Annotated in this window: 16 protein-coding genes; 3 read left to right on the forward strand and 13 right to left on the reverse strand. The window is 42.7% G+C overall.

Annotation, left to right across the window (positions count from 1 at the left end):
- Positions 1–4 precede the first annotated feature (4 nt).
- The 5 genes from ttdB to E7204_RS07085 form a co-directional block, all read right to left on the reverse strand.
- The gene (ttdB, locus tag E7204_RS07065; RefSeq protein ID WP_021841728.1) at positions 5–622 is read right to left on the reverse strand and encodes a L(+)-tartrate dehydratase subunit beta; all 618 of its coding nucleotides are present in this window, start codon (positions 620–622) and stop codon (positions 5–7) included.
- Positions 622–1,521, reverse strand: a complete 900-nt coding sequence (gene ttdA / locus E7204_RS07070) for a L(+)-tartrate dehydratase subunit alpha (RefSeq protein ID WP_127059178.1) — start codon at positions 1,519–1,521, stop codon at positions 622–624. The genes ttdB and ttdA overlap by 1 nt, the downstream gene beginning before the upstream one ends.
- Before the next feature lie 104 nt (positions 1,522–1,625).
- A complete protein-coding gene (locus tag E7204_RS07075) occupies positions 1,626–2,894 on the reverse strand; it encodes an SLC13 family permease (protein WP_295183068.1) in 1,269 nt (422 codons plus the stop codon).
- Between the two features lie 295 nt (positions 2,895–3,189).
- Positions 3,190–4,284: an AraC family transcriptional regulator gene (locus E7204_RS07080; RefSeq protein ID WP_295183070.1), complete on the reverse strand. Its 1,095-nt coding sequence runs from the start codon at positions 4,282–4,284 to the stop codon at positions 3,190–3,192.
- Positions 4,285–4,292: 8 nt separating this feature from the next.
- A complete protein-coding gene (locus E7204_RS07085) occupies positions 4,293–4,865 on the reverse strand; it encodes a DNA-3-methyladenine glycosylase I (RefSeq protein WP_295183072.1) in 573 nt (190 codons plus the stop codon).
- A gap of 211 nt (positions 4,866–5,076) precedes the next feature.
- Here E7204_RS07085 and dcuC point away from each other — a divergent pair, with 211 nt between their 5' ends.
- The 3 genes from dcuC (at position 5,077) to E7204_RS07100 (ending at position 9,272) form a co-directional block, all read left to right on the forward strand.
- Entirely contained in the window at positions 5,077–6,360 is a 1,284-nt protein-coding gene (gene dcuC / locus E7204_RS07090) for a C4-dicarboxylate transporter DcuC (RefSeq protein WP_295183073.1), read from the forward strand.
- A 124-nt stretch (positions 6,361–6,484) separates the two neighbouring features.
- Positions 6,485–7,606 (forward strand): M20/M25/M40 family metallo-hydrolase, encoded by a 1,122-nt coding sequence (locus tag E7204_RS07095; protein ID WP_295183075.1) that lies wholly within the window; start codon positions 6,485–6,487, stop codon positions 7,604–7,606.
- Between the two features lie 301 nt (positions 7,607–7,907).
- The gene (locus E7204_RS07100) at positions 7,908–9,272 is read left to right on the forward strand and encodes an MATE family efflux transporter (RefSeq protein WP_295183077.1); all 1,365 of its coding nucleotides are present in this window, start codon (positions 7,908–7,910) and stop codon (positions 9,270–9,272) included.
- 147 nt (positions 9,273–9,419) lie between these two features.
- Here E7204_RS07100 and E7204_RS07105 read toward each other — a convergent pair whose 3' ends face one another.
- The 8 genes from E7204_RS07105 to E7204_RS07140 form a co-directional block, all read right to left on the reverse strand.
- A complete protein-coding gene (locus E7204_RS07105) occupies positions 9,420–10,733 on the reverse strand; it encodes an amidohydrolase (RefSeq protein WP_295183079.1) in 1,314 nt (437 codons plus the stop codon).
- A gap of 261 nt (positions 10,734–10,994) precedes the next feature.
- A complete protein-coding gene (cydB, locus tag E7204_RS07110; RefSeq protein WP_295183081.1) occupies positions 10,995–12,014 on the reverse strand; it encodes a cytochrome d ubiquinol oxidase subunit II in 1,020 nt (339 codons plus the stop codon).
- Positions 12,005–13,387: a cytochrome ubiquinol oxidase subunit I gene (locus tag E7204_RS07115; RefSeq protein WP_295183083.1), complete on the reverse strand. Its 1,383-nt coding sequence runs from the start codon at positions 13,385–13,387 to the stop codon at positions 12,005–12,007. The genes cydB and E7204_RS07115 overlap by 10 nt, the downstream gene beginning before the upstream one ends.
- Positions 13,388–13,404: 17 nt before the next feature.
- Positions 13,405–13,869: an Rrf2 family transcriptional regulator gene (locus E7204_RS07120; protein WP_021841739.1), complete on the reverse strand. Its 465-nt coding sequence runs from the start codon at positions 13,867–13,869 to the stop codon at positions 13,405–13,407.
- Between the two features lie 207 nt (positions 13,870–14,076).
- A complete protein-coding gene (locus E7204_RS07125) occupies positions 14,077–15,078 on the reverse strand; it encodes an inorganic phosphate transporter (RefSeq protein WP_021841740.1) in 1,002 nt (333 codons plus the stop codon).
- On the reverse strand, positions 15,071–15,700 hold the full coding sequence (locus E7204_RS07130) for a DUF47 family protein (RefSeq protein ID WP_021841741.1): 630 nt from the start codon (positions 15,698–15,700) through the stop codon (positions 15,071–15,073). The genes E7204_RS07125 and E7204_RS07130 overlap by 8 nt, the downstream gene beginning before the upstream one ends.
- A 33-nt stretch (positions 15,701–15,733) precedes the next feature.
- A complete protein-coding gene (locus tag E7204_RS07135) occupies positions 15,734–16,231 on the reverse strand; it encodes a MogA/MoaB family molybdenum cofactor biosynthesis protein (protein ID WP_021841742.1) in 498 nt (165 codons plus the stop codon).
- A gap of 277 nt (positions 16,232–16,508) precedes the next feature.
- Positions 16,509–20,345 carry an ESPR-type extended signal peptide-containing protein gene (locus tag E7204_RS07140; RefSeq protein WP_295183087.1) on the reverse strand — a complete coding sequence of 1,279 codons (3,837 nt, stop codon included), beginning with the start codon at positions 20,343–20,345 and terminating at the stop codon, positions 16,509–16,511.
- Between the last annotated feature and the right edge of the window lie 359 nt (positions 20,346–20,704).

A 20,704-nucleotide genomic window follows, 5' to 3' on the forward strand; every position in this document is an offset into this window, starting at 1 on the left:
ATGCTTATTTAATGAAGCTTACGTGTTTGTTAATTTCAGCAAGCACTTTTTCTTTCGTTTCGTTGTATTCCACTTTTTTCTGTTCGAACCAGTTATTACCATAGGTGTCGATGGATACGATCAATGGGCCGAATTCTTTAACACGGCAAGTCCACAATGTTTCCGGCATGCCTAATTCTTTCCAGTTGGCCTGTTCGATTTCTTCTACTTCCGTAGCAGCCAATACAGCATTACCGGCCGGGAATACTAAATGTAAGGCTTTGAATTCCTGACAAGCTTTTTGAGTGCCCGGGCCCATACCGCCTTTACCGACGATGAGACGCACACCGGTATGTTTTACGAAGTCGTATTCGAATTTTTCCATACGCATACTGGTTGTAGGACCTACGGAAATCATTTCGTATTTACCGTTAGCTTCGTCGATAGTTTTTACAATCGGACCGGCGTGCAAAATAGCACCGTTGCGAACGTCAACCGGTAGTTCACGACCGTATTCAATCAAACGGCGATGAGCAACGTCACGGCAAGTTGTAATGTGACCTGTTAAATATACGATATCACCGGCTTTAATGCCTTCTAAATCTTCTGCAGAAATCGGTGTTGTTAAGATTTTCTTTTCCATTAGTATTTCACCCCACTATGCGATAAAACTGTACATTGACCATCTTTAGTAAATACTAAGTGACCACGACGATGATTCCAGCAACCTACGTTAACAGCCACACTCAATACGGAAGGATGACGAGTACCGTTTTCGATATTAACACCCATAACGGATTTGTCGCCGCCCATACCTTGCGGTCCTAAATGAAGGGCATTGATGCCGTCTTCCAACAATTGTTCCATATACGCTGCGTTTTTGTTAGGATTATGAGAACCTACCGGACGCATGATCGCTTTTTTGGAATATAAAGCAGCCGTATCGATGGAGGTTGCAATACCTACGCCAACCAATAACGGAGGACATGCGTTTAAGCCGTAAGAAGTCATCAAATCGAGTACGAATTTGGCAACCCCTTCGTAACCTTCGCCCGGCATTAAAGTTTTACCGCTGCCCGGCAAGGAACAGCCGCCGCCGGCCATGTAAGGGTAAATTTCTACATCATCACGATCAGGAATGATATCCCAAAGAATGTAAGGAGCCGTTAAGCCGATGTTTTTCTTCGTGTTAAATTCGTCAAATGTTTCTACACAGTTATGACGCAATGGCGTTTCCTGTGTAGCCTGATAGGTGGCATCGCGCAAAATAGTTTCCAATTCACCGATTAACGGAAAGTTGGCACCGCATTTTACCCAGTACTGCAATACGCCTGTATCCTGACAGGATGGACGGCTCAATTCTTTAGCCAATTCCATATTTTTGTGCATTGTGTCATAAATCGTTTTAGCTAACGGATTCTTTTCATCCGCTGCCAATTCTTTTAATTTAGCATCAACATCATCCGGCAATACTTTAGAGAAATAGCCTACAAAATCCGCAAGAATTTGAGTCATTCGTTGACTCATTTTTTCCTTATCCATACATATCCTCCTTTAACTTATGGGATGTACCGATCCCAAATTACAATCTGTACATATAGAAAAACTTAGAAAAATTTTTATCAGAAATGTTTTGCCTCTTAAAATCAAGGGTAAAACGGGAAGAAAATCGGTAATAAAATGAGTGAAGTGATCATTGCTAAGATGAGGTAAGGACCACCTACTTTTACATAGTCCATAAAACTATAGCCTGCTACGTTATATACCATCGTATTCGGCGGACAACCGATTGGTGTAGCAAAGGCTACAGAACCGCCGATAACGGTCGCCATGAGCACCGCTTTCGGGTCGGCCCCAACCTGCTGAGCCAAGGCCAAGCTGATTGGCACCAATAAAGCAGTCGTCGCTGTGTTGGACATGAACTGTGTCAAAATAGCAGCGATACAGAATACCACAGCCAATAACATAAACGGTGAAGGATCATCACCGAGGCTCTGAATAATCGTATCCGCAATCATAGCACCGGCGCCGGTTTTCACAAGAGCCTGCGCCAAAGCCAAGGAACCTACGAAGAGTAAAATCGTTTTCATATCAATAGCGTTAACGGATACTTTTTCAGAAATCGTGCGCGTCGCTACGAGGAATAAGGCGCCAATCCAGGCAATGACATGAAGCTTGATGCCCAATTGTGATTCAAAAATCATCCCCAGCACGGTCGCAACCAAGGTACCGGCAGCAAATACTTTGCGCCACATGGCCACTTTACTGTAATCGGCGTCGGTCGTATATTCGGTAGCCGGCGTATGGGTCGGCTCTTCCGGCAATAATTTATGACCGATTAAAGCGAAGTACGCAATACCTACGAGCAATACCGGCAAACCTACCAAGGCATAGTCGAAGAAAGCGAAGGCCAAATTCTGCTGTGCCAAACCAGATTGAGCAATCATGTTGCCCGGTGAACCGATGAGGCTCACATTACCACCGGCTGAAGCGGCAATAGCTAAAGGCATTAACAGTTTCGTTGCTTTAATGCCGGTGCGCTGCACAAGACCCATGGCCAGCGGAATCAATACGGCGGTTGTACCCGTATTGGACAAGAACGTCGACATAAGGCCGGTAATACACATTACGGCGATAATTAACTGACGTTCCGTTTTGGCAAAACGATTGATTAAACCGCCCACCGCATGAGCCACGCCGGTATCGAAAAAGGCGGCCCCTACAATGAACATAGCCATAAAGAGTAATACATTGGAATCCACAAAGCCTAAGAATGCTTCTTTCGGTGTGAGCACACCGGTCAAGGTCAAGCAAACGGCTACCGTCATAGCGGTTATGGATAACGGGATTTTCTCCCAAACGAACATAATAATGGCAAAAACTAAAAGAACTAGGGTTACAATAACACCATCCATATTTGACTCCTCTCGTACATTACAACGAATTGGTGATACTGTGAATGCATTCGATACTTTCATTATACGCATATACCATAATTCAGCTATCCAAATTACGCTATGAAAATTATTATCAACTATGATTTTTTTAACACTTTGATATATGTCTGCAAGGCATTTGATATAAAAAAACGACCGGACTTTTATGTCTAAAAGCCGGTCAAATACACTAAAATTTAATTTTTATTCATCAATTTCTAAATTCAAAAATATAAAATAATACCCACTTCTATTTTTTGTAGATAGCCTTATTTTATTTGTCCAGAACATCATCCAGAGTTGCCAAAGCGAGACGTAATTGTTCACGAGCGACCACCAATTCAGCATCAGCGCTACTTGGCTCACACCCAGGATTCGCGCCCTTATCAGCTGCGGTTGCCTCATTTTCAGACGTATCTTTTCTATAAGCCTCTAACCGCTCATTGATCCCCGCATCATCGACAGCAATATATTCCTTCCAATTATCCATCATCGTATGCCGCTCTACCTTGCCGGCAACCTGCCGATATTCCGTCGGCGTCGTGTGAAAATGTTTGCGAAAGGCTGTATTAAAGGCTTTTACATCAGAAAAGCCGCATTCATTGGCAATATCGACGATTTGCTGTTTCGTATTAACTAACTGTACCGCCGCCTCTCTTAGGCGCATGCGCAGTACATAGGCCTTAAATGAAATGCCCAACTGCCGTTTAAAAAATTGTGAAGCATAACTTTCGGTATAGCCGCCAATATCGGCTATCTCTCCCAAAGTTAACGGTTCTTTATAGTGTTGATCAATATAGGTAATCATTTTTTCAAAGGTAGCCGCCTGTTGCAAGGCCACCGGATTTCCCTGAGGCATATAGGAAACAGGTTTTAACAAATCGATTAAACAATGGAGAATACCTAAAAATTCCGTTTCTATCGCAATATCCGGTTCATCTACCACATTAATGGTCTTAACCTCACCCGCTTTATATTTGGCCAACTGCCGCATCAATTCACTAAGTTGTGACCGCAGCTTGTCATACCCGGAATCGTATCGCGTTGTTTCATCGGTGGCCAAAAAGAAACTGGATTGCCTAAATACCTTGTCATATTGTGCCAACATTTGCGGATGTAAATGTAACACCATGGCTATCGTATCCGGCTCCAAAGCCAACGTAGCATGGCCACACTGCGGCGGCAATATAATAAAATCATCGGGGCCCAAATTGGTGTACTCATTGTCATGACATACCTCGACCGCGCCCTGCAGTACTAAGAGCACTTCAATCTCCGGATGCCAATTATAATGATACGTGCCAATCCGGTAAATATATTGGCTGAAGGCTATATGTCCATGTTGGTATAAAAAGTTATAAAATTGCATGGTTCCTCCTACTTAGTTAAACGTTCATAACAAGGGCAACTCACAATATGGTCGTTTATCATGCCGATAGCCTGTAAAAAAGAATATACAATCGTAGGACCGACAAAGGTAAAACCGCGTTTCTTCAAGTCCTTACTGATTTGTTCCGCCAACGGTATCATAGCCGGCACATCCGCTTCTGTTTGCCGGTGACCAACTAAACTTTCACCGTTCGTAAACGCCCAGATATACGCATCAAAGGAGCCGAACTCGGCCTGAATTTTCTTAAATGCCAAGGCGTTTTTACGAAGTGAAGCAATCTTAAGTCGATTACGAATAATATTCGGATTCTCCAATAATTGAGCCTCTTTGTCCGGCGTATAGGCCGCCACTTTATTTATATCGAAACCATCAAATGCTTCTCGCATGGCCTCACGTCGTTTTAGTACCATCGTCCAACTGAGTCCGGCCTGCATAGTTTCCAATACTAAAAACTCAAACAAAACGGAATCCTCATGAGTTGGCACGCCCCACTCGGTATCATGATATACTTGCTCTTCCAAGCTGCGTTTAGCCCACACACATTCCCTGACGGTTGTCATACTTCTACCTCCACCGTAAAACAGCATATTTTATACATAATTGCAAATGCTCAAATCATATACGCAATTGAAAACACTCATAACATATGCAAAATTAACATAATCAAAATTATATTTTATCATTTAAATGTGGCATTTTTTTCTAATTTAGCCTATAGTAGTATTATACCATGTTATATAGTAGGGGGTATTTCTTACGGAGGTGTTACCTATGATGCAACTGACAGGTGGTATTATCGTAATCATCGCATTTGCCGCCATCATTAGAAAGTATGAAACTCGCACCGTTCTACTGGTAGCCGGCGCACTTATGTGTTTCATCGGCGGCGTAATGGGCCAATTCATGGATTCGTTTGTCAAAACCATGATTCACGGTTCCTTAGTCCCAACTATTTGTACCGTAATGGGCTTTGCTTTCGTTATGAAGCATACGGAATGTGACCAACATTTAGTGCATGCATTATCAGGCCTTATTTCTAAAAGCCATGCCATTATCATTCCGCTTGCCATGCTCGTAACCTGGTGGCTCAACATCGCCGTTACCAGTGCAGCCGGTGCCGCTGCGGCTATCGGCAGTATCTTGATTCCCGCTTTAATTGCGGCCGGCGTACATCCGGCCATGGCCGGTGCCACTATCTTAGCCGGCACTTGGGGCAGTGCCATCAGCCCCGGCAACACGCATGTGGCCTTCATTTCCAAGATGGCCAATGTAGACGTTATGTTTGTTGTCCTTGAAACTGCCTTACCGGCTATCATCGCATCCTTAGTAGTAGCCGTATCACTTACCTTAGTAGCGGCATTTCGCAAGGAAGGCCCAAGCAAGGCTCGCCAGGAAGCGTTAGCAGAACAAGGTACCGCTTCTATCGTAGGTAAATTCAAAGTTAACGGTCTTAAAGCTATGGCACCGATTGTGCCGCTCGTTATTTTAGTTGTAACCAACTTAAACATTGCTGCGCTCAAAGATATGGGGATTGCTAAAGTAAGCGTACCGGCCGCTATGATTATCGGCTGCGTAGTAGCTCTCATTATTGCCCGCGCCAATCCGCAAGAAGTAACGAAAGACTTCTTCAAAGGCATGGGCGATGCCTACGGCAGCATCATCGGTCTTATCATCGCCGCTGCGGTTTTCACCAAAGGCATGCAGGCCATGGGCCTTACCGATGCGTTATTAACGTATATGAAGGATTCTCAATCCATCGCTAAAATTGCCGGCAGCTTCGGTCCGTTCATTATCGCTATCTTAAGCGGTTCCGGCGATGCGGCAGCGCTTGCCTTCAACGGTGCCATCACACCGCATGCAGCCAGCTTCGGCATGAACATGGTCGACCTTGGCTCCTTGGCACAGATTTCAGGGGCTATCGGTCGTTCTACTTCACCGGTAGCGGGTGCAGCCATTATTTGTGCGTCCCTCGCCAATGTAGGTCCTATGGAACTTGCCAAACGTAATATCGTGCCAATGTTGGTTGGCGTTATTACATTCCTTATTTTATTCTAAGTTGAAATTTGCATCCCCTATTCATTACTATATTAACCGGTACTATTAATTATTTATAACTGCAAACTCTCACATTATACAGTTTCTTTATTTTATTCTCTCACATTATGTTTAGGAGGTTCTCATGATCCAAGAAAAGCGTATCCTTGATGAATTCTTAGAATTGATTCAAATTCCTTGCTCCACCCTTAAAGAACGTGAAATCGCCGATTTACTGACCAAGCGTTTAGAAGCTTTCGGTTTTACCGTTGAAGAAGATAATGCCGGTGAAAAATTGGGTGGCAATGCAGGTAACTTAGTGGCAACTCTTAAAGGAAATGTTCCTTCCGCCCCTATGATTATGCTCACCGCTCACATGGACTGCGTAGAACCTTGCGCCAATATTAAGCCACAAATTAAAGACGGCCTCATTACTTCGGACGGCACTACAATCCTCGGTGGTGACGACAAAGCCGGTGTAGTGGCTATCTTGGAAGCCTTGCGTGTTGTTAAAGAAGACAATCTCCCTCATGGCGATATGCAGGTTGTCTTTACTATTGCGGAAGAAGGCGGCGTAAACGGCTCTAAGAATATGGATTCGTCCTTACTAAAAGCTAAATTAGGCTATACTTTTGATACCTCCGGTGCACCGGGCCGTATCGTACATAAAGCACCGGGCCAGAATAAAGTACGTGCCACAATCACCGGTAAAGCTGCTCATGCCGGCAATGCGCCGGAAAAAGGCATTAACGCCATCGTAGCTGCCGGTCATATTTTAACAAAATTACCGCAAGGCCGTATCGACGAAGAAACGACTTGCAACATTGGTACCATCAGTGGCGGTCGTGCTACCAATATCGTAGCGGAAGAAGCGGTTATCTTTATGGAAACCCGCAGCCGTAATAAAGCAAAATTAGCTAAATTAACCGACGAAGTAGTAGCTATTTTCGAACAGGGCGCTAAAGACACCAATACGTCCATTAAAGTAAAAGTATTACCGGCTTACGATCCGTTCGATGTGCCGGTAGATTCCGAAACAATTCGCCTCGCTTCCAAAGCGGCCGAAGAATTGGGCTTCACCGTTAATGTAGTTGAATCCGGCGGTGGCAGTGATGCCAGCTTCTTCAATGCCTATGGTGTACCGACAGCCGTACTCGGCGTGGGCATGACTAATGTACATACCAAGGAAGAATGCATTAAAGAAGAAGATTTATATAATTCCGCACGCTTAGCATTGCAGATTATTCAAGAAGCAGCTAAACAATAATGCATGATTGTCAATTATGACAGCTTAAAAGCCTCATCCGTCACAGGGTGAGGCTTTTATACATCCTCTATACTAACTGTCAGCGCTTTGCCGGACATACCTACAAGATTTTTGTCCCCCTGCTGTGACTCTAGACTTTTTATCTGTTCTATGTTAGAGTTAAATGTATAGTTCAATTATAATTTAATTTAGCAGTTATTATCTTACCCGATGTCACCGGATGCGGGTAAGCGGCATCAATGCATCTATCGTAGGTCTTTGAAGATAGATACTTTGGTGCTTTTTTTTGAGGTATCATAGCATGGAACAATTACTTTACACAACTTTATTCAGTAAAATAAAACACTTCGTCGCCTTGACTATCCCCATTATTCTGACGCAATTTGCCATCACCGGCGGCTCCTTCATATCGGTTGTTTTAACCGGCCAATATAGCACCGTCGATTTAGCGGGCATGTCGGTAGGCTTTAATCTCTGGACAGCCTGTTATTACGGCATATTGGGTATTCATTTAGGGATTTCCCCGATTATTGCCCAACTGTTGGGGGCTAATCGCAAAGAAAGTATTCCTACCATTATCTATCATGGTTTAATTTTAAGTGTCTGCTTCTTCTTACTTTTGATTATCTTGGGCGCCACTCTTCTGGATCCGCTGCTTCTGAGTTTAAATCTGGAGCCCGCTGCCTACGAAATCTGTTGGCAATACTTAAAAATCATCGCCTGGGGGCTTCTACCGCTCATTTTAACCTGCGTATTACGAAATACTGTCGATTGTCACGGCTATACACGCTATACCATGTACATCATCATGTGTGGTTTAGTTATTCACATCTTTCTCGATTACGCCCTGATTCTCGGCTATTTCGGTTTTCCCGCCCTCGGTGCCCTCGGGGCCGGTATCGCCACTATCGTTGCGTACTGGTTTAACTTCTTAGCCTTTGTTGCCGTATTACTGGTTGGCAAAACATTCAAAGGCTATCGCTTATTCCGTGAACGCTTCCGGTTTGACTTCTTTTATATTCGTGAGCAATTGCGTTTGGGTATTCCTATCGGGCTGGCTATTTTTGCGGAAAGCAGTATTTTCAGTCTCGCCGGTATCGCTGCCACAGCTTATGGTACGAAAATTATAGCCGCCCATCAGGCTGCTATCAGCTTTACATCCCTATTCTACGGCGTGCCGCTCAGTATTGGTATTGCTGCCACCATTACGGTAGGTTATGCCGTAGGCGCCAAGGATTTCCATATGGCCAAAACCTATTCCTACATTGCGCGCGGTATGGCTGTCGTCTTGGCACTCAGCATTTGTCTGTACACCTTTACAAACTTACCGACGATTGCCGGTTATTACACGAACGACCCAAACATGGTTGATTTAATCGGCAGTTTCCTCAGTTATGCCGTATTCTTCACGGTTATCGATGCATTAGGAACTCCGATTCAAGGTATTTTGCGTGGTTATAAAGATGTGCGCATCATCTCCATTATCGCGCTCACCAGCTTCTGTGGCACCAGTATTCCCATTGCAGCCTTCTTTACCTTTGTACTCAACTACGGCCCGTACGCAATTTGGATCGGTCTTTTAGGCAGTACCGCTATTGCCGCTACCCTCTTCACTTGGCGTGTTTGGTATATTCAACACCAAAAATTTAAAGTAGCAACTGCTTAAAAAATAAATATAGGCTGTAATTGTACAACAGAGCCCCAAGTAACCGGTTAAACCGATTGCTTGAGGCTCTGTTTTTATATACGAATGAATCGCCAACCGGCTTTCTATCACCTTACATTGATTTTGAAAACCGTCTTAATGTAATTCTTATTTTTTACCTTGTAAATAAGATTCAATTAAAGCGCCTGTAAAAGCGATACCGTTAATCATATCCTTTTCGTCAATATTAAACTTAGGATTATGATGCGGTGCCGCAATATCGGAACCTAAAATCATATAAGTACCGCGTCCACCGTGGCCGATTACCCGTTCCAAGAAGTAAGCGCAGTCTTCACTGCCGCCCCCTTCATTGGCTAACGGTACATCTTTAAAGATACCTAAATCTTTGGCAATTACCTGTACTTCTTTAGCCAAATCTTCCGAGTTAATGCAGGCCGGCGCACTGCCCATTTCTTTGATGTCCACTTCATTTTCATACATAGCGGCCGCACCGTTTAACACTTCATAGGCTCGTTTGCAGATATAATCATTAACTTCACCGGTAGCACCGCGCGTTTCTATCTGTAAATAGGCTCGGTCCGGAATAACGTTACGGCCTGTGCCTGATTCCAATACACCTACGTTAATACAGGAATTTCCTTTGGAGTGACGAGAAATAGCTTGTAAGTTTAAAGCCGCCGTACAAGCTGCCAATAAGGAGTTTTTGCCAAGCTCCGGCGAACCACCGGCATGAGACGAATAGCCTTTAAATGTTACATCTAATTTAGTCGTAGCTAAGAAGCCGTTATTTAAACAAGCAAGGCAACCGGCAATATTCTTATTAATCCCGATATGCATACCGAAGAAGATATCTACATCATCAACAACACCGGCATCAACCATGGATTTCGCACCACGAACCCCTTCTTCAGCAGGCTGTAAAATCAATTTAAAGGTACCGTGGAGGCCCTCTTTATGAGTTGCTATATATTCGGCCAGGCCTAAAGCCATTGTTAAATGGGCATCATGACCACAAGCATGCATGGCTTTTTCATGGAGCGACACAAACCCTTCTTTAACCGGTAAATGATCGTCAGCCGTGGATTCCATAACATCATTGGAGTCGATGTCGGCACGAAAAGCTACCGTAGGTCCTTCGTCATCAAAATGCAAGGTCGCTACCATGCCGGTAAAACCATATCCCATGGCTTCTACCCACTTTGGATTAGCCCCTTCTTGAAGCGCTCGGTCCATAGCCGCTTTCATAACGGCTTCGTCCGGAACCCCCATACGTGATTCGGCCTTAACAACCTCTTTGCCGACTTTTAAATCGTAACCTAATTCGGTCAAACGATCGGCTGCCATAGCCGCCGTCCGATATTCCAACCAACCCGGTTCCGGATATTGATGCAAATCACGACGCATAGCTATAAATTTTTCACGATTATCGTTGGCAAATGCAACACTCTTATATGTACTCATGTGAACCACGCCTCCCTAATGTCTTAATTACGAGTATTTTTCAACTGCTATCTTTATCTTACCACACTCCGGGGACATCTGTAATCTCATAATACAATTTATTCCGTCTTTTAGTATATCGAATACGAATAAATATATAAAATGATATGGCTGAATATTAAAGGAAAAGCACCGCCATACAAAAAGAAAAGCGCACCTTGCGGCACGCTTTTCAAAATCTCATTATAATCCAATCGAAGGCTCTAATGAGTCAGTATTTAATTAATAGTGTAAATCGTCAGGGCTTACACGATGACGGAATGTCCAGTAAGTCCAAGCTTGGTAGAGCAATACGATTGGCACGAAGATAAGGGCTACAATCGTCATCAATGTCAACGTATATTCGGAAGAAGATGCGTTTTTAATTGTTAAGCTCCAAGCAGGGTTCAAGCTGGAAACCATGATACGTGGGAACAAACCTGAGAAATAAGCAGCTGTTACCGAAATAATGCTCAAGCAGCTGAATGTGAAGCCAACGCCCGGACGACGTACGCGGGTGAAGCCCCAGGAAATCAAGAAGAATACGATGCAAAGAGCAAACGCAACTGTTGCAATCATGCTGTTGAATAAATCGGTGTAGTAGTAAGTAGCACCTACTAATACGAGCGCGCCTACAGCAGTAATCACGCCTTCTACCAAAGCGGTAGCACGTGCACGTTCAGCGATAGGACCGGTTGTTTTAATCGCCGTGTACAAAGCACCATGATAAACGAATACCAAGATGAATGCCAAACCGCAAAGGATTGTGTAAGGGCTAAGCAAATCGAAGAAGCCGCCTACGAAGTTCATCTGAGCATCGATTGGAGTACCTTGAATCAAGTTACCAACGGTAACGCCCCAAAGAAGAGCCGGAATTAAAGAACCGAAGAAAATGCAATAATCGAAAGTTTTACGCCATGCAATAGATTTATCTTTACTACGGAATTCGAATGCCACGCCGCGCGCAATTAATGCAGCCAACATCAAGAACAAAGCCAAGTAAAAACCACTGAATAAAGTAGCGTAAACATGTGGGAAAGATGCAAATGTTGCACCGCCGGCCGTAATCATCCATACCTGGTTGCCGTCCCATACAGGACCAACCGTATTGATCATTTGACGACGTTCCACATCAGTTTTACCTAAGAATGGAAGCAAAATGCCTACACCATAGTCAAAGCCTTCAAGTGTGAAGAACCCGGCGAATAATACGCAAACGAGGATGAACCACACTACGTCTAAGTTCTGTAAAATTACTTCCATAATGCTGCCTCCTCTCCTTCGATATCATGAGACGGATTGCCTTCAGGACCTTTTTTAATGTGTTTAACAGCTAAGTAAAGAGCTGCAATCGCTGCCAAGATATAAACAGCGGAGAAACCAATAATAGTAGTCCAAACTTCAGCAGCCGTTACAGTGCTGGATACACCGTCAGCTGTTTTCTGTAAGCCGTAAACGATCCATGGTTGACGACCCATTTCAGCAACATACCAGCCGGTTGCATTAGCAATGTAAGGGAATGGTAACATCCAGAATACGAGTTGTAACATACCGCGGGATTGTTCCAATTTGCCGGCACGGTTCATTGCGAAGGCAATGATAGCTACCAACAATACTAAAGAGCCGGAGAAAATCATAGCACGGAATGTCCAGTACATGGAAGTTACATGTGGGATATAGTCCCCAGGACCATATTTCTGTACATCAGCATTCTGAAGGTCTTTCATACCTTTCATTTCGCCGTTGAAGTCATCAGTAGCGATGAAGCTGAGTAAACCCGGAATTTCGATAGCACTGTTAGTTACCTGATTTTTTTCATCAATCGAAGCAACTAAACTGAAAGATGCACCTTTAGTTGTGTCCCAAAGACCTTCAACGGATGCAATTTTCATAGGTTGTACTTTAGTTACATACTGGCCATGTAAGTGACCGGCACCGGCAACTAAAACACCACCGATAATGGTGAAAACTAAGCCCCATTTAATAGAGCGTTTGTAGAAATCTACCGCATTATTGCGGAGAATGTGCCAAGCACTGATAGATGCGATGATAACGCCTGCAGTCATGAGACCGGCAAAGAAAATATGGCTGAATTGACCCGGTACATAACCGTTGCTCAAAATAACGCCGAAGTCCTGCATTTCTGCACGGCCATTACGAATCACATAACCAACCGGATGCTGCATAAAGGAGCTGGCAACCAAAATCCAGAAAGCGGATAAGTTGGTACCGATAGCTACCAATACGGCTACAACCGCATGAGCTTTAGCGGACAATTTGTCCCAGCCGAAAATCCAAGCACCCATAAAAGTGGACTCAAGGAAGAAAGCTGTTAAAGCTTCCAAAGCAAGAGGTGCGCCGAAGATATCGCCCATGAAACGGGAATATTCAGCCCAGTTCATACCGAAGTGGAACTCCTGTACGATACCGGTTACAACACCCATGGCAAAATTGATTAAAAATAATTTCCCCCAGAACTTTGCCATTTTTTTGTAAACTTCATTGTTTGTCGATACATAGGTAACTTCCAAAATTGCAACGACAACTGTCATCCCGAGAGTTACCGGAACGAACAGCCAGTGATAGATCGATGTCAAGGCAAATTGCCATCGAGCTAACAGTAATGCTTCCATCATACGTAAAACCTCCTCACTTATAAATCGCGCGCTTGCGCCTTCGATGGACAAACTCTCTGTAAATGTATTTCTCGTTCACGTTTCGCCAAGGTTTCAAAATCCACAGCTTGTAGTTCCTTAACTAAATGGCTTTGAATTTGACAAAATTGCTCTTGTACCGAACAATTACCGTGACAACCACGGGAACAAGTTTCACTATCATACAAACACCGCTGCAAATAGGTTGCCCCTTCTACAGCTTCTATAACATCTAATAAAGTGATTTCTTTAGGTTTACGTGCTAAGGCAAAACCGCCATCTACACCACGGAACGATTGCATAATATTGCCTGATATTAAATTTCTCATTATTTTGAGAAGGAATCGATCCGGAATTTTCTGCGCTTTGGCGAGCTCCCCGCCGGTAATTTTCGTCCCATTCGGCAGGAGCGACATATGCAAAACCATACGGAATGCATAATCTGTTGCTTGGTTAAGTTTCATTGTGACCCCCTAAATCCTAATTCGAATCATTATCCCAATAATTCGCTTTCCCTTTTGTAAGATTGAACAATACAATCTTAGTATACATTGAGTTCACAAAAAAATGCTCAAATCTCGAGCATTTTTTCTATTACTTACATTATAGACAATACAGTGTGTAATTGCAATAACATATCTATTCAATTTTACAAGATATTCAGCGAATTTTTATAAAATTTCGCGAATCATATCGATTGCTAAATAGGCTATGCCTGACATAATGGCACTTAACGGAATGGTCACAAACCAAGCTAATACCATGGAGCGCGCTACACCCCAGTTTACGGCCTTAACACGTTTAGCCGTCCCTACCCCCATAATCGAGCCGCTCACAACGTGCGTGGTCGATACCGGTAAGTGTAAGAAAGTAGCGGTAAAAATCGTAATGGCGGAGTTCAAATCGGCGGCAAAGCCGTTGATGCTTTCCAATTTAAAAATCTTAGTACCCATGGTGCTGATAATACGCCAACCGCCGGCTGCCGTACCTAAGGCCATAGCGGACGCACAGGCTACTTTTACCCAAGTTGGTACATCCAAAGTATCGATATAACCGCCGCTAAGTAAGGTTAAGGTAATAATCCCCATCGCCTTCTGCGCATCATTAGAACCGTGGGAAAACGCCATTAAGGTGGCGGATAATAACTGCATATTGCGGAATCTGTCATTCAAAGCAATCGGCGAAAAACTACCGAACAGGAACAACAAGATGTGCATGATAATATAACCTAAAATCATGGCAATAATCGGCGATAACACGAGTGATAAGAAAATTTTACCGATGCCGTTAAAATTAAGGGCTTCATGACCCACAGCTACCATAACCGCCCCGATAACACCGCCGATAAGGGCGTGTGACGAAGAACTCGGAATTCCGTACCACCATGTAACCAAGTTCCAAATAATAGCGCCCAAGAGGGCCGCACTGATAACTTCCGCATTAATTAAATTGGCGGACATAACTAAATCACCGCCGATGGTCTTAGCTACACCGGTACTTACGAGAGCCCCCACGAAATTGAGGACCGCCGTCATCATAACCGCTTTTTTAGGTGAAATGGCTCGCGTCGATACGGATGTCGCAATGGCGTTGGCCGTATCATGGAACCCGTTAATATAGTCAAAAGCCAATGCTAAAAGTACCACCAGCCATACAAACCAATGATCAAGCATACTTCAACACAACCCGGCGGAATGTACCGACCAAATCCTCGCAACCGTCAATGACTTCTTCCATGGAGCTGAGGATTTCCTTCCATTTGATGATTTCAATCGGATCTTTACAATCGCGGAATAAAATGGCCATTTCTTCATGATATACGGCGTCAGCTTCTTCTTCCAAACGAAGTACTTCAAGCACGCGGCCTTCTACACGAACATGATTCTTCTTAAGGCTATTCATATAAGAAATGGATTTTGTAATATGTTTTAAACATTTCTGCACAATTTCAATTAAACGGATAGCACCTTTGGTAGGTTGACCTACGTTATACATGCACATTTTATCCATAATGTCTTTCATGCTATCCAAGGTAATATCCAACTGTTCAATGAGTTGTTGAATATCTTCACGATCCATTGGGGTAATAAAGGTGGAACGCAACTGTTCAATCGTTTGGTTCACCAATTGATCGGCTTCTTTTTCTTTCTGATCGATTACGCGGAGTGCTTCTTCTTTAGGTAATTCATTTTTAAATGCCTGCTCCATAACAACGGATGCGTCATGGCATAGTGAAACATGATTATTTAAAATGTTGAAAAATTTTTCTTCCTTGCCTTTTAAATGAAAAGCCATAATATCCTCCATAACTTATGATTGTGGTACTTGCTATTTATTGATTTCAAAAACTAAGTGACGAATTTCAGGCAATACTAATTTGGTCATGCCGAGTGTAACGGCGCCGACCGATCCGGGCAATGAAATAAGCAATACATCGGAACTTACACCGGCCGTTGCTCGCGACGCAATGGCTCTCGTGCCGATATCTTCGGTGAAGCTTAAATATCTGAATAATTCGCCAAATCCCGGGATTATTTTAGTGCACAGTGACTCCACTGCTTCAATCGATACATCACGCTTGGCTATGCCTGTACCGCCTGTTAAAATAACAGCATCCAGACTTTCGATTGCAATCCAACGTTGCAATACTTCGGAAATTCTTGTAAAATCATCAGGTACAATCGTCCTGACTTTTACAATATGGCCTCCTTCCTCGATTAGTTGAACAACCGTGTCGCCGCCCTTATCGGTTTCCGGTGTACGGGTATCCGATACGGTCAAAACGCCGAGTACCAAAGGTCGTTCTGAGACTTCTTGTAAGGACATGTTCGACTCCTCCACACAAATACATTTTACACTATCTTGATAATTTACAAAGCCTTTACTCTTAGTATAACACGAATTGGCAATCGTGGTTAACAACATTACACTTTTCATTTGTAAAGTTTATGTAAAAATCGAGTTTTTGTAATTCTCAGATGAACTATTGTCAATGAAAATGCAAAACAGCCTACATCCGAGGTGTACATCACCCCAGATGCAGGCTTTTTTTTTAGCTATTTACCGGTTGTTCGGCAAAATTATTAAATTTTTCACGATTTGATTATTTTTTTACACGAACACGTTCTACCGTCGGATTACCATCTTTGTCCGTATGAACGACATCTACTGTGAAGCGTTCCAATTCCGGAGCAAATTCGGTAAGAATCTTATCCGACAAAGTAGCACCGTTAAGCATGGCATCGTATAACATTTGAGCAAATTCATAGCGGGTCAACGGACGATCGCCGGCAAAGTTACCATCCGCATTGCCCTTAATCATGCCGTTACCGGCGAGTACGGCAACGTATTCATAGGCCCAATGATTCTGCGGTACATCCGGGAAGAGTTGCAGTTTGGATGTATCAATCTTACGACCTGCTTGGGAGTCGAGCATGGCTGATTTCAAAGCTTCCAATTCTTGACGTAAGTCTTTAATTTCTTTGGCCATGGCTACCTTAGAGGTAGACACATTGTTGCCTTGACCGACTTTAAGGGAAATCCCGGCATTTATCATACTGTTGCCGTTACCTATGGTACCGCCTACGCTAAACATGGTGTCTTCGTTAGGACGATAGAAAGCACCCAAGGCTACGGAGTTTTCACCACGATAGTGACCGTAACCGGCGGTAACGTCCCATTTGTCATCCGGATCAAAGTCTAGTGGGTGAAGGGCTGCCAACGCGGCGGCACCGGCACCTACTTTGTCGATGCGGTTGTCTAATTCGTTTACTTTGCCGCCGAGGTTAACGATAGCATTGCTGTTGTTCGTCACATTTTGTTCAAGCTCTTTTAATTGACTTACATTGACAGCATCTGTATCACTTACCCCTGCTTTCACATTGGTAATTAACTGGTCATTCGCATTAAGCCCTTCTGTCGTGATATAAGTATTCTCACCTACTGTTACACCATCACTACTAATTGAAGTTACGCCTGCTGATACTTTATCTGTAACTGTAACGGTACCATCTATACCATTAATACGGACACTGTGATCACTATCATTTTCTGCCAAAGTAATGTCATTTTCAAGGGATATAACATGAATAGCTCCCTCAGTTTCAGTTTCGTCAATTTTTTCGAGATGAATACCATTGCCCTTATTGATATCAATATGCTTACTAGCTTCTCCTTTAACTGTATCAATAGCCTTATCTAATTCGCCAATAGCTTGGGTCACATTCATATTGTTGTTGACAACATTTCCCTGGCCGGTCTCGTTATTGATGTACTTACCATCCCCAACCTGTTTTTGCAGATTGTCTAAATGTGTCTTAGAGGCCACATCTTCCACAACTACATCGTTATATATCGTCTTGCCATTATCGTCAATACTTTGAACTTTTAAGGTTACTTTACCTTCGGCATCAGCTTTATAGTTACCACCAGCCGGATTTGCAACTAGATGTTGGTCTCGAAGTTTTTGATCCGCTTTCATATCCCCCATAGCAGCTTTAAGCTGTTCTTCTGTAGCTGCACGACCAACAGTCGCAAAATCTTCAACCGTAAGTGTCGTATTAGTTAAGCCGGTAATATAACCTTCTTTGCCATCAATTTTAATCGGATGGTTGCCTTCTGTAGCGGTCCCGATTGTAACAATGTCGTTTAACTTAATGTTGTAATCCGTTATATTTGTTGAGGCATCTTCTTTCGATGTTAAAACGAAATTTTCATCAACGCTTACACTGGCACCTTTAGCATTAACAGTATATTGTTTCTTGCCGTCTTTATCAGTGCCTTCAACTACAGACGCAATATTCGTTCCCGGTGCAACACTACCGCCGGCAGCGGTAATTTGATTCATTAAATCATTAGCTAAGTAATAAATCTGACTGCCATTAATAGCATCTGACGATTTTTCACTAATTCGCCCCTTGGCCACGTTAATAATACGTCGTTTATCTCCCGGGGTACCGACTGAAACCACTCCATTATAACCATCTGCGGCTGAAATATTCCATTTTGCATTATAAAAATCGCCAAGTTTCGCTTTAAAGTTTTTCAACTTTTTGCGAGTAAACAAATTCCCTTTTTTTACTTCACTAAAACTACCCAAAGCTACACTATAATCCGTATCTGCTTCTACTTTACTCCCAGCACCGATAGCCGTTGTGTAGTCATACTTGGCACTAGCCTTAGAACCAACAACAGTCGCGCCAAACACATTATCCGGTATCGAAGAATCATAGCCACCGATAAAAGAATAATTGGACTCATTGCCAATAGTTGATTTTGCACCTATAACAGTTGCTCCTTCACTGCCGGATTGAGCGCTATGACCTATGGCCGTCGCATATTGAGCTCCACCGGTGACTATAGATTCCCCGCCTAAGGCAATACCATAAGAACCATTTGCCTTTGCTTTGTAACCGATAGCCAATGCCTCTTTAGCATTATCTATGATAGAAGCTTCACTACCTATTGCGGTACTATATGTACCATTAACATTAGCTTTATATCCTAAAGAAATTGCTTGTTCAACATCTTCAGTATCATCTGTGACTTGTGCTGTATAGCCTATCGCTATATTATTAAAGCCCTTAATATTTGAATTTGCACCCAATGCTATCGAACCATCGGACTCATCATTAAGCGTAGCATTGGCCCCAATAGTGATACTCTCATCAGAGCCTGTACCTATATTAGACTTAACACCTATAGCAATACTATCATCAGACTCAGTTCCAATATGAGACTCACTGCCAATAGCAACTGTCTTCTGTGCAGAATACTCAATTTTCGCCTCATGTCCAATAGCAACGGAGTTATTAGATTTCCCTTCGATTGATGCGTCATCACCTAAAGCAATAGCATACCAACTCTTAACTGATGCGCCATAACCAATCGCTGAGCCATACGATACTTTATCCGTAACCGTTGAAAAAGAACCTATAGCCATACTATGTGAGGAGTCGTTACCAACACTCGCTTTTACGCCCCCAATAGCAATAACGTGATCCGATTCAGTTCCAATCGTTACATCTTTGCCTATTGCAATGCCTTCATCAGCTTCATCATTAATTTTAGTTTTGCCTGAACCTATGGCGATAGACTCCTCAGATTTATCTCCAATTGCAATTCCATTTCCAATAACGATGCCTCTTCCTGAGCCATCACTATCATTGCCCATTTTAGACCACGCACCAATTACAATACTAGCAGGTGACTTATTACTAGCCTCAGAACCGATAACGACTGAATAGTTACTACCTGGCGTTGTCTGAATTTGTTCCGCCTCTTCTAAGGAAGGCCCATTTTTCGCCTTATACCCAATAATAACTGACTCATTTGTATTGAAGCCAAATTCCATATCGTTACCAATCGCTACGGAGTCTGCCATATAAGAATTTACTTTATTATCATTACCTATAAGAATTGTACTATTGATTTCTTGAGCTGAAGTATTTCTACTTCCTAAAATTAGAGTGTTACTATAGTCCCAATAACCGTAATCTTCACCAGTATATAATTTATTCGCATTACCGATTATCCATGAAGATTGTAATAAAGAAATGGTATTTCCATCACCGATAACATAGTTACTTCCGGTATCTATACCTAATTCATTTTTATCCCCGATAATATCGTTATTACTGGTATGAACTTTATTATCATCACCGACTACAGTATTGTTTTTAGCACCACCGCCCAAAGTATTTTCAGTGTCCATATGAGCTGTAAAATTACCATTAGTATCAACACCTGTCGTCCAGCTTCCGTTAATAGCAGCATCTACATTTATCCCCACTGTCAATGTTAATACGGCTAACAAGACGCCAGCCTTATATGCTGTACGGAGTGAATTCCCCAAGTTTTTATTACATTTACGAGCTAATTCAGATACAACAACATACTGATTACTTACTTTACTCCAAATTACCTTATAAATCCTATTCATAGCTTTCCCCTTTAACCCCTAACAGTGAAATAATTAAACAGCTTTAACTTTGTATTTACACCTCCTAAACTTATGTTAATATATTTTAATTCACAATAAATATCTCCCTTAAAACGCTAATTTAATAACTGCATTATATAAACAATTCTTCATATTATATTCATTTACCTTCTTTATTTTCTAAATTTCAATGTATACATTATTTTGAGCAATAAAAAAGGTTCTATAATTTATTTTGGGGCGCTAAAGAGAAACGCTAGTTGCGTGTCCTCTTGGCGCCTACTTTTTTTTGCACAAAAAAAGATATATTGAATAAAATCCGATACAATAAAGGTGCTAACAATTAACGAAAGGATGTT

Source organism: Veillonella sp. (assembly GCF_015058545.1).
Lineage (GTDB): Bacteria > Bacillota > Negativicutes > Veillonellales > Veillonellaceae > Veillonella_A.

What these genes read in the sequence shown, in the direction of transcription:
- ttdB (WP_021841728.1), bottom strand. Translation starts at nt 622, where the DNA reads ATGGAAAAGAAAATCTTAACAACACCGATTTCTGCAGAAGATTTAGAA.
- ttdA (WP_127059178.1), bottom strand. Translation starts at nt 1,521, where the DNA reads ATGGATAAGGAAAAAATGAGTCAACGAATGACTCAAATTCTTGCGGAT.
- E7204_RS07075 (WP_295183068.1), bottom strand. Translation starts at nt 2,894, where the DNA reads ATGGATGGTGTTATTGTAACCCTAGTTCTTTTAGTTTTTGCCATTATT.
- E7204_RS07080 (WP_295183070.1), bottom strand. Translation starts at nt 4,284, where the DNA reads ATGCAATTTTATAACTTTTTATACCAACATGGACATATAGCCTTCAGC.
- E7204_RS07085 (WP_295183072.1), bottom strand. Translation starts at nt 4,865, where the DNA reads ATGACAACCGTCAGGGAATGTGTGTGGGCTAAACGCAGCTTGGAAGAG.
- dcuC (WP_295183073.1), top strand. Translation starts at nt 5,077, where the DNA reads ATGATGCAACTGACAGGTGGTATTATCGTAATCATCGCATTTGCCGCC.
- E7204_RS07095 (WP_295183075.1), top strand. Translation starts at nt 6,485, where the DNA reads ATGATCCAAGAAAAGCGTATCCTTGATGAATTCTTAGAATTGATTCAA.
- E7204_RS07100 (WP_295183077.1), top strand. Translation starts at nt 7,908, where the DNA reads ATGGAACAATTACTTTACACAACTTTATTCAGTAAAATAAAACACTTC.
- E7204_RS07105 (WP_295183079.1), bottom strand. Translation starts at nt 10,733, where the DNA reads ATGAGTACATATAAGAGTGTTGCATTTGCCAACGATAATCGTGAAAAA.
- cydB (WP_295183081.1), bottom strand. Translation starts at nt 12,014, where the DNA reads ATGGAAGTAATTTTACAGAACTTAGACGTAGTGTGGTTCATCCTCGTT.
- E7204_RS07115 (WP_295183083.1), bottom strand. Translation starts at nt 13,387, where the DNA reads ATGATGGAAGCATTACTGTTAGCTCGATGGCAATTTGCCTTGACATCG.
- E7204_RS07120 (WP_021841739.1), bottom strand. Translation starts at nt 13,869, where the DNA reads ATGAAACTTAACCAAGCAACAGATTATGCATTCCGTATGGTTTTGCAT.
- E7204_RS07125 (WP_021841740.1), bottom strand. Translation starts at nt 15,078, where the DNA reads ATGCTTGATCATTGGTTTGTATGGCTGGTGGTACTTTTAGCATTGGCT.
- E7204_RS07130 (WP_021841741.1), bottom strand. Translation starts at nt 15,700, where the DNA reads ATGGCTTTTCATTTAAAAGGCAAGGAAGAAAAATTTTTCAACATTTTA.
- E7204_RS07135 (WP_021841742.1), bottom strand. Translation starts at nt 16,231, where the DNA reads ATGTCCTTACAAGAAGTCTCAGAACGACCTTTGGTACTCGGCGTTTTG.
- E7204_RS07140 (WP_295183087.1), bottom strand. Translation starts at nt 20,345, where the DNA reads ATGAATAGGATTTATAAGGTAATTTGGAGTAAAGTAAGTAATCAGTAT.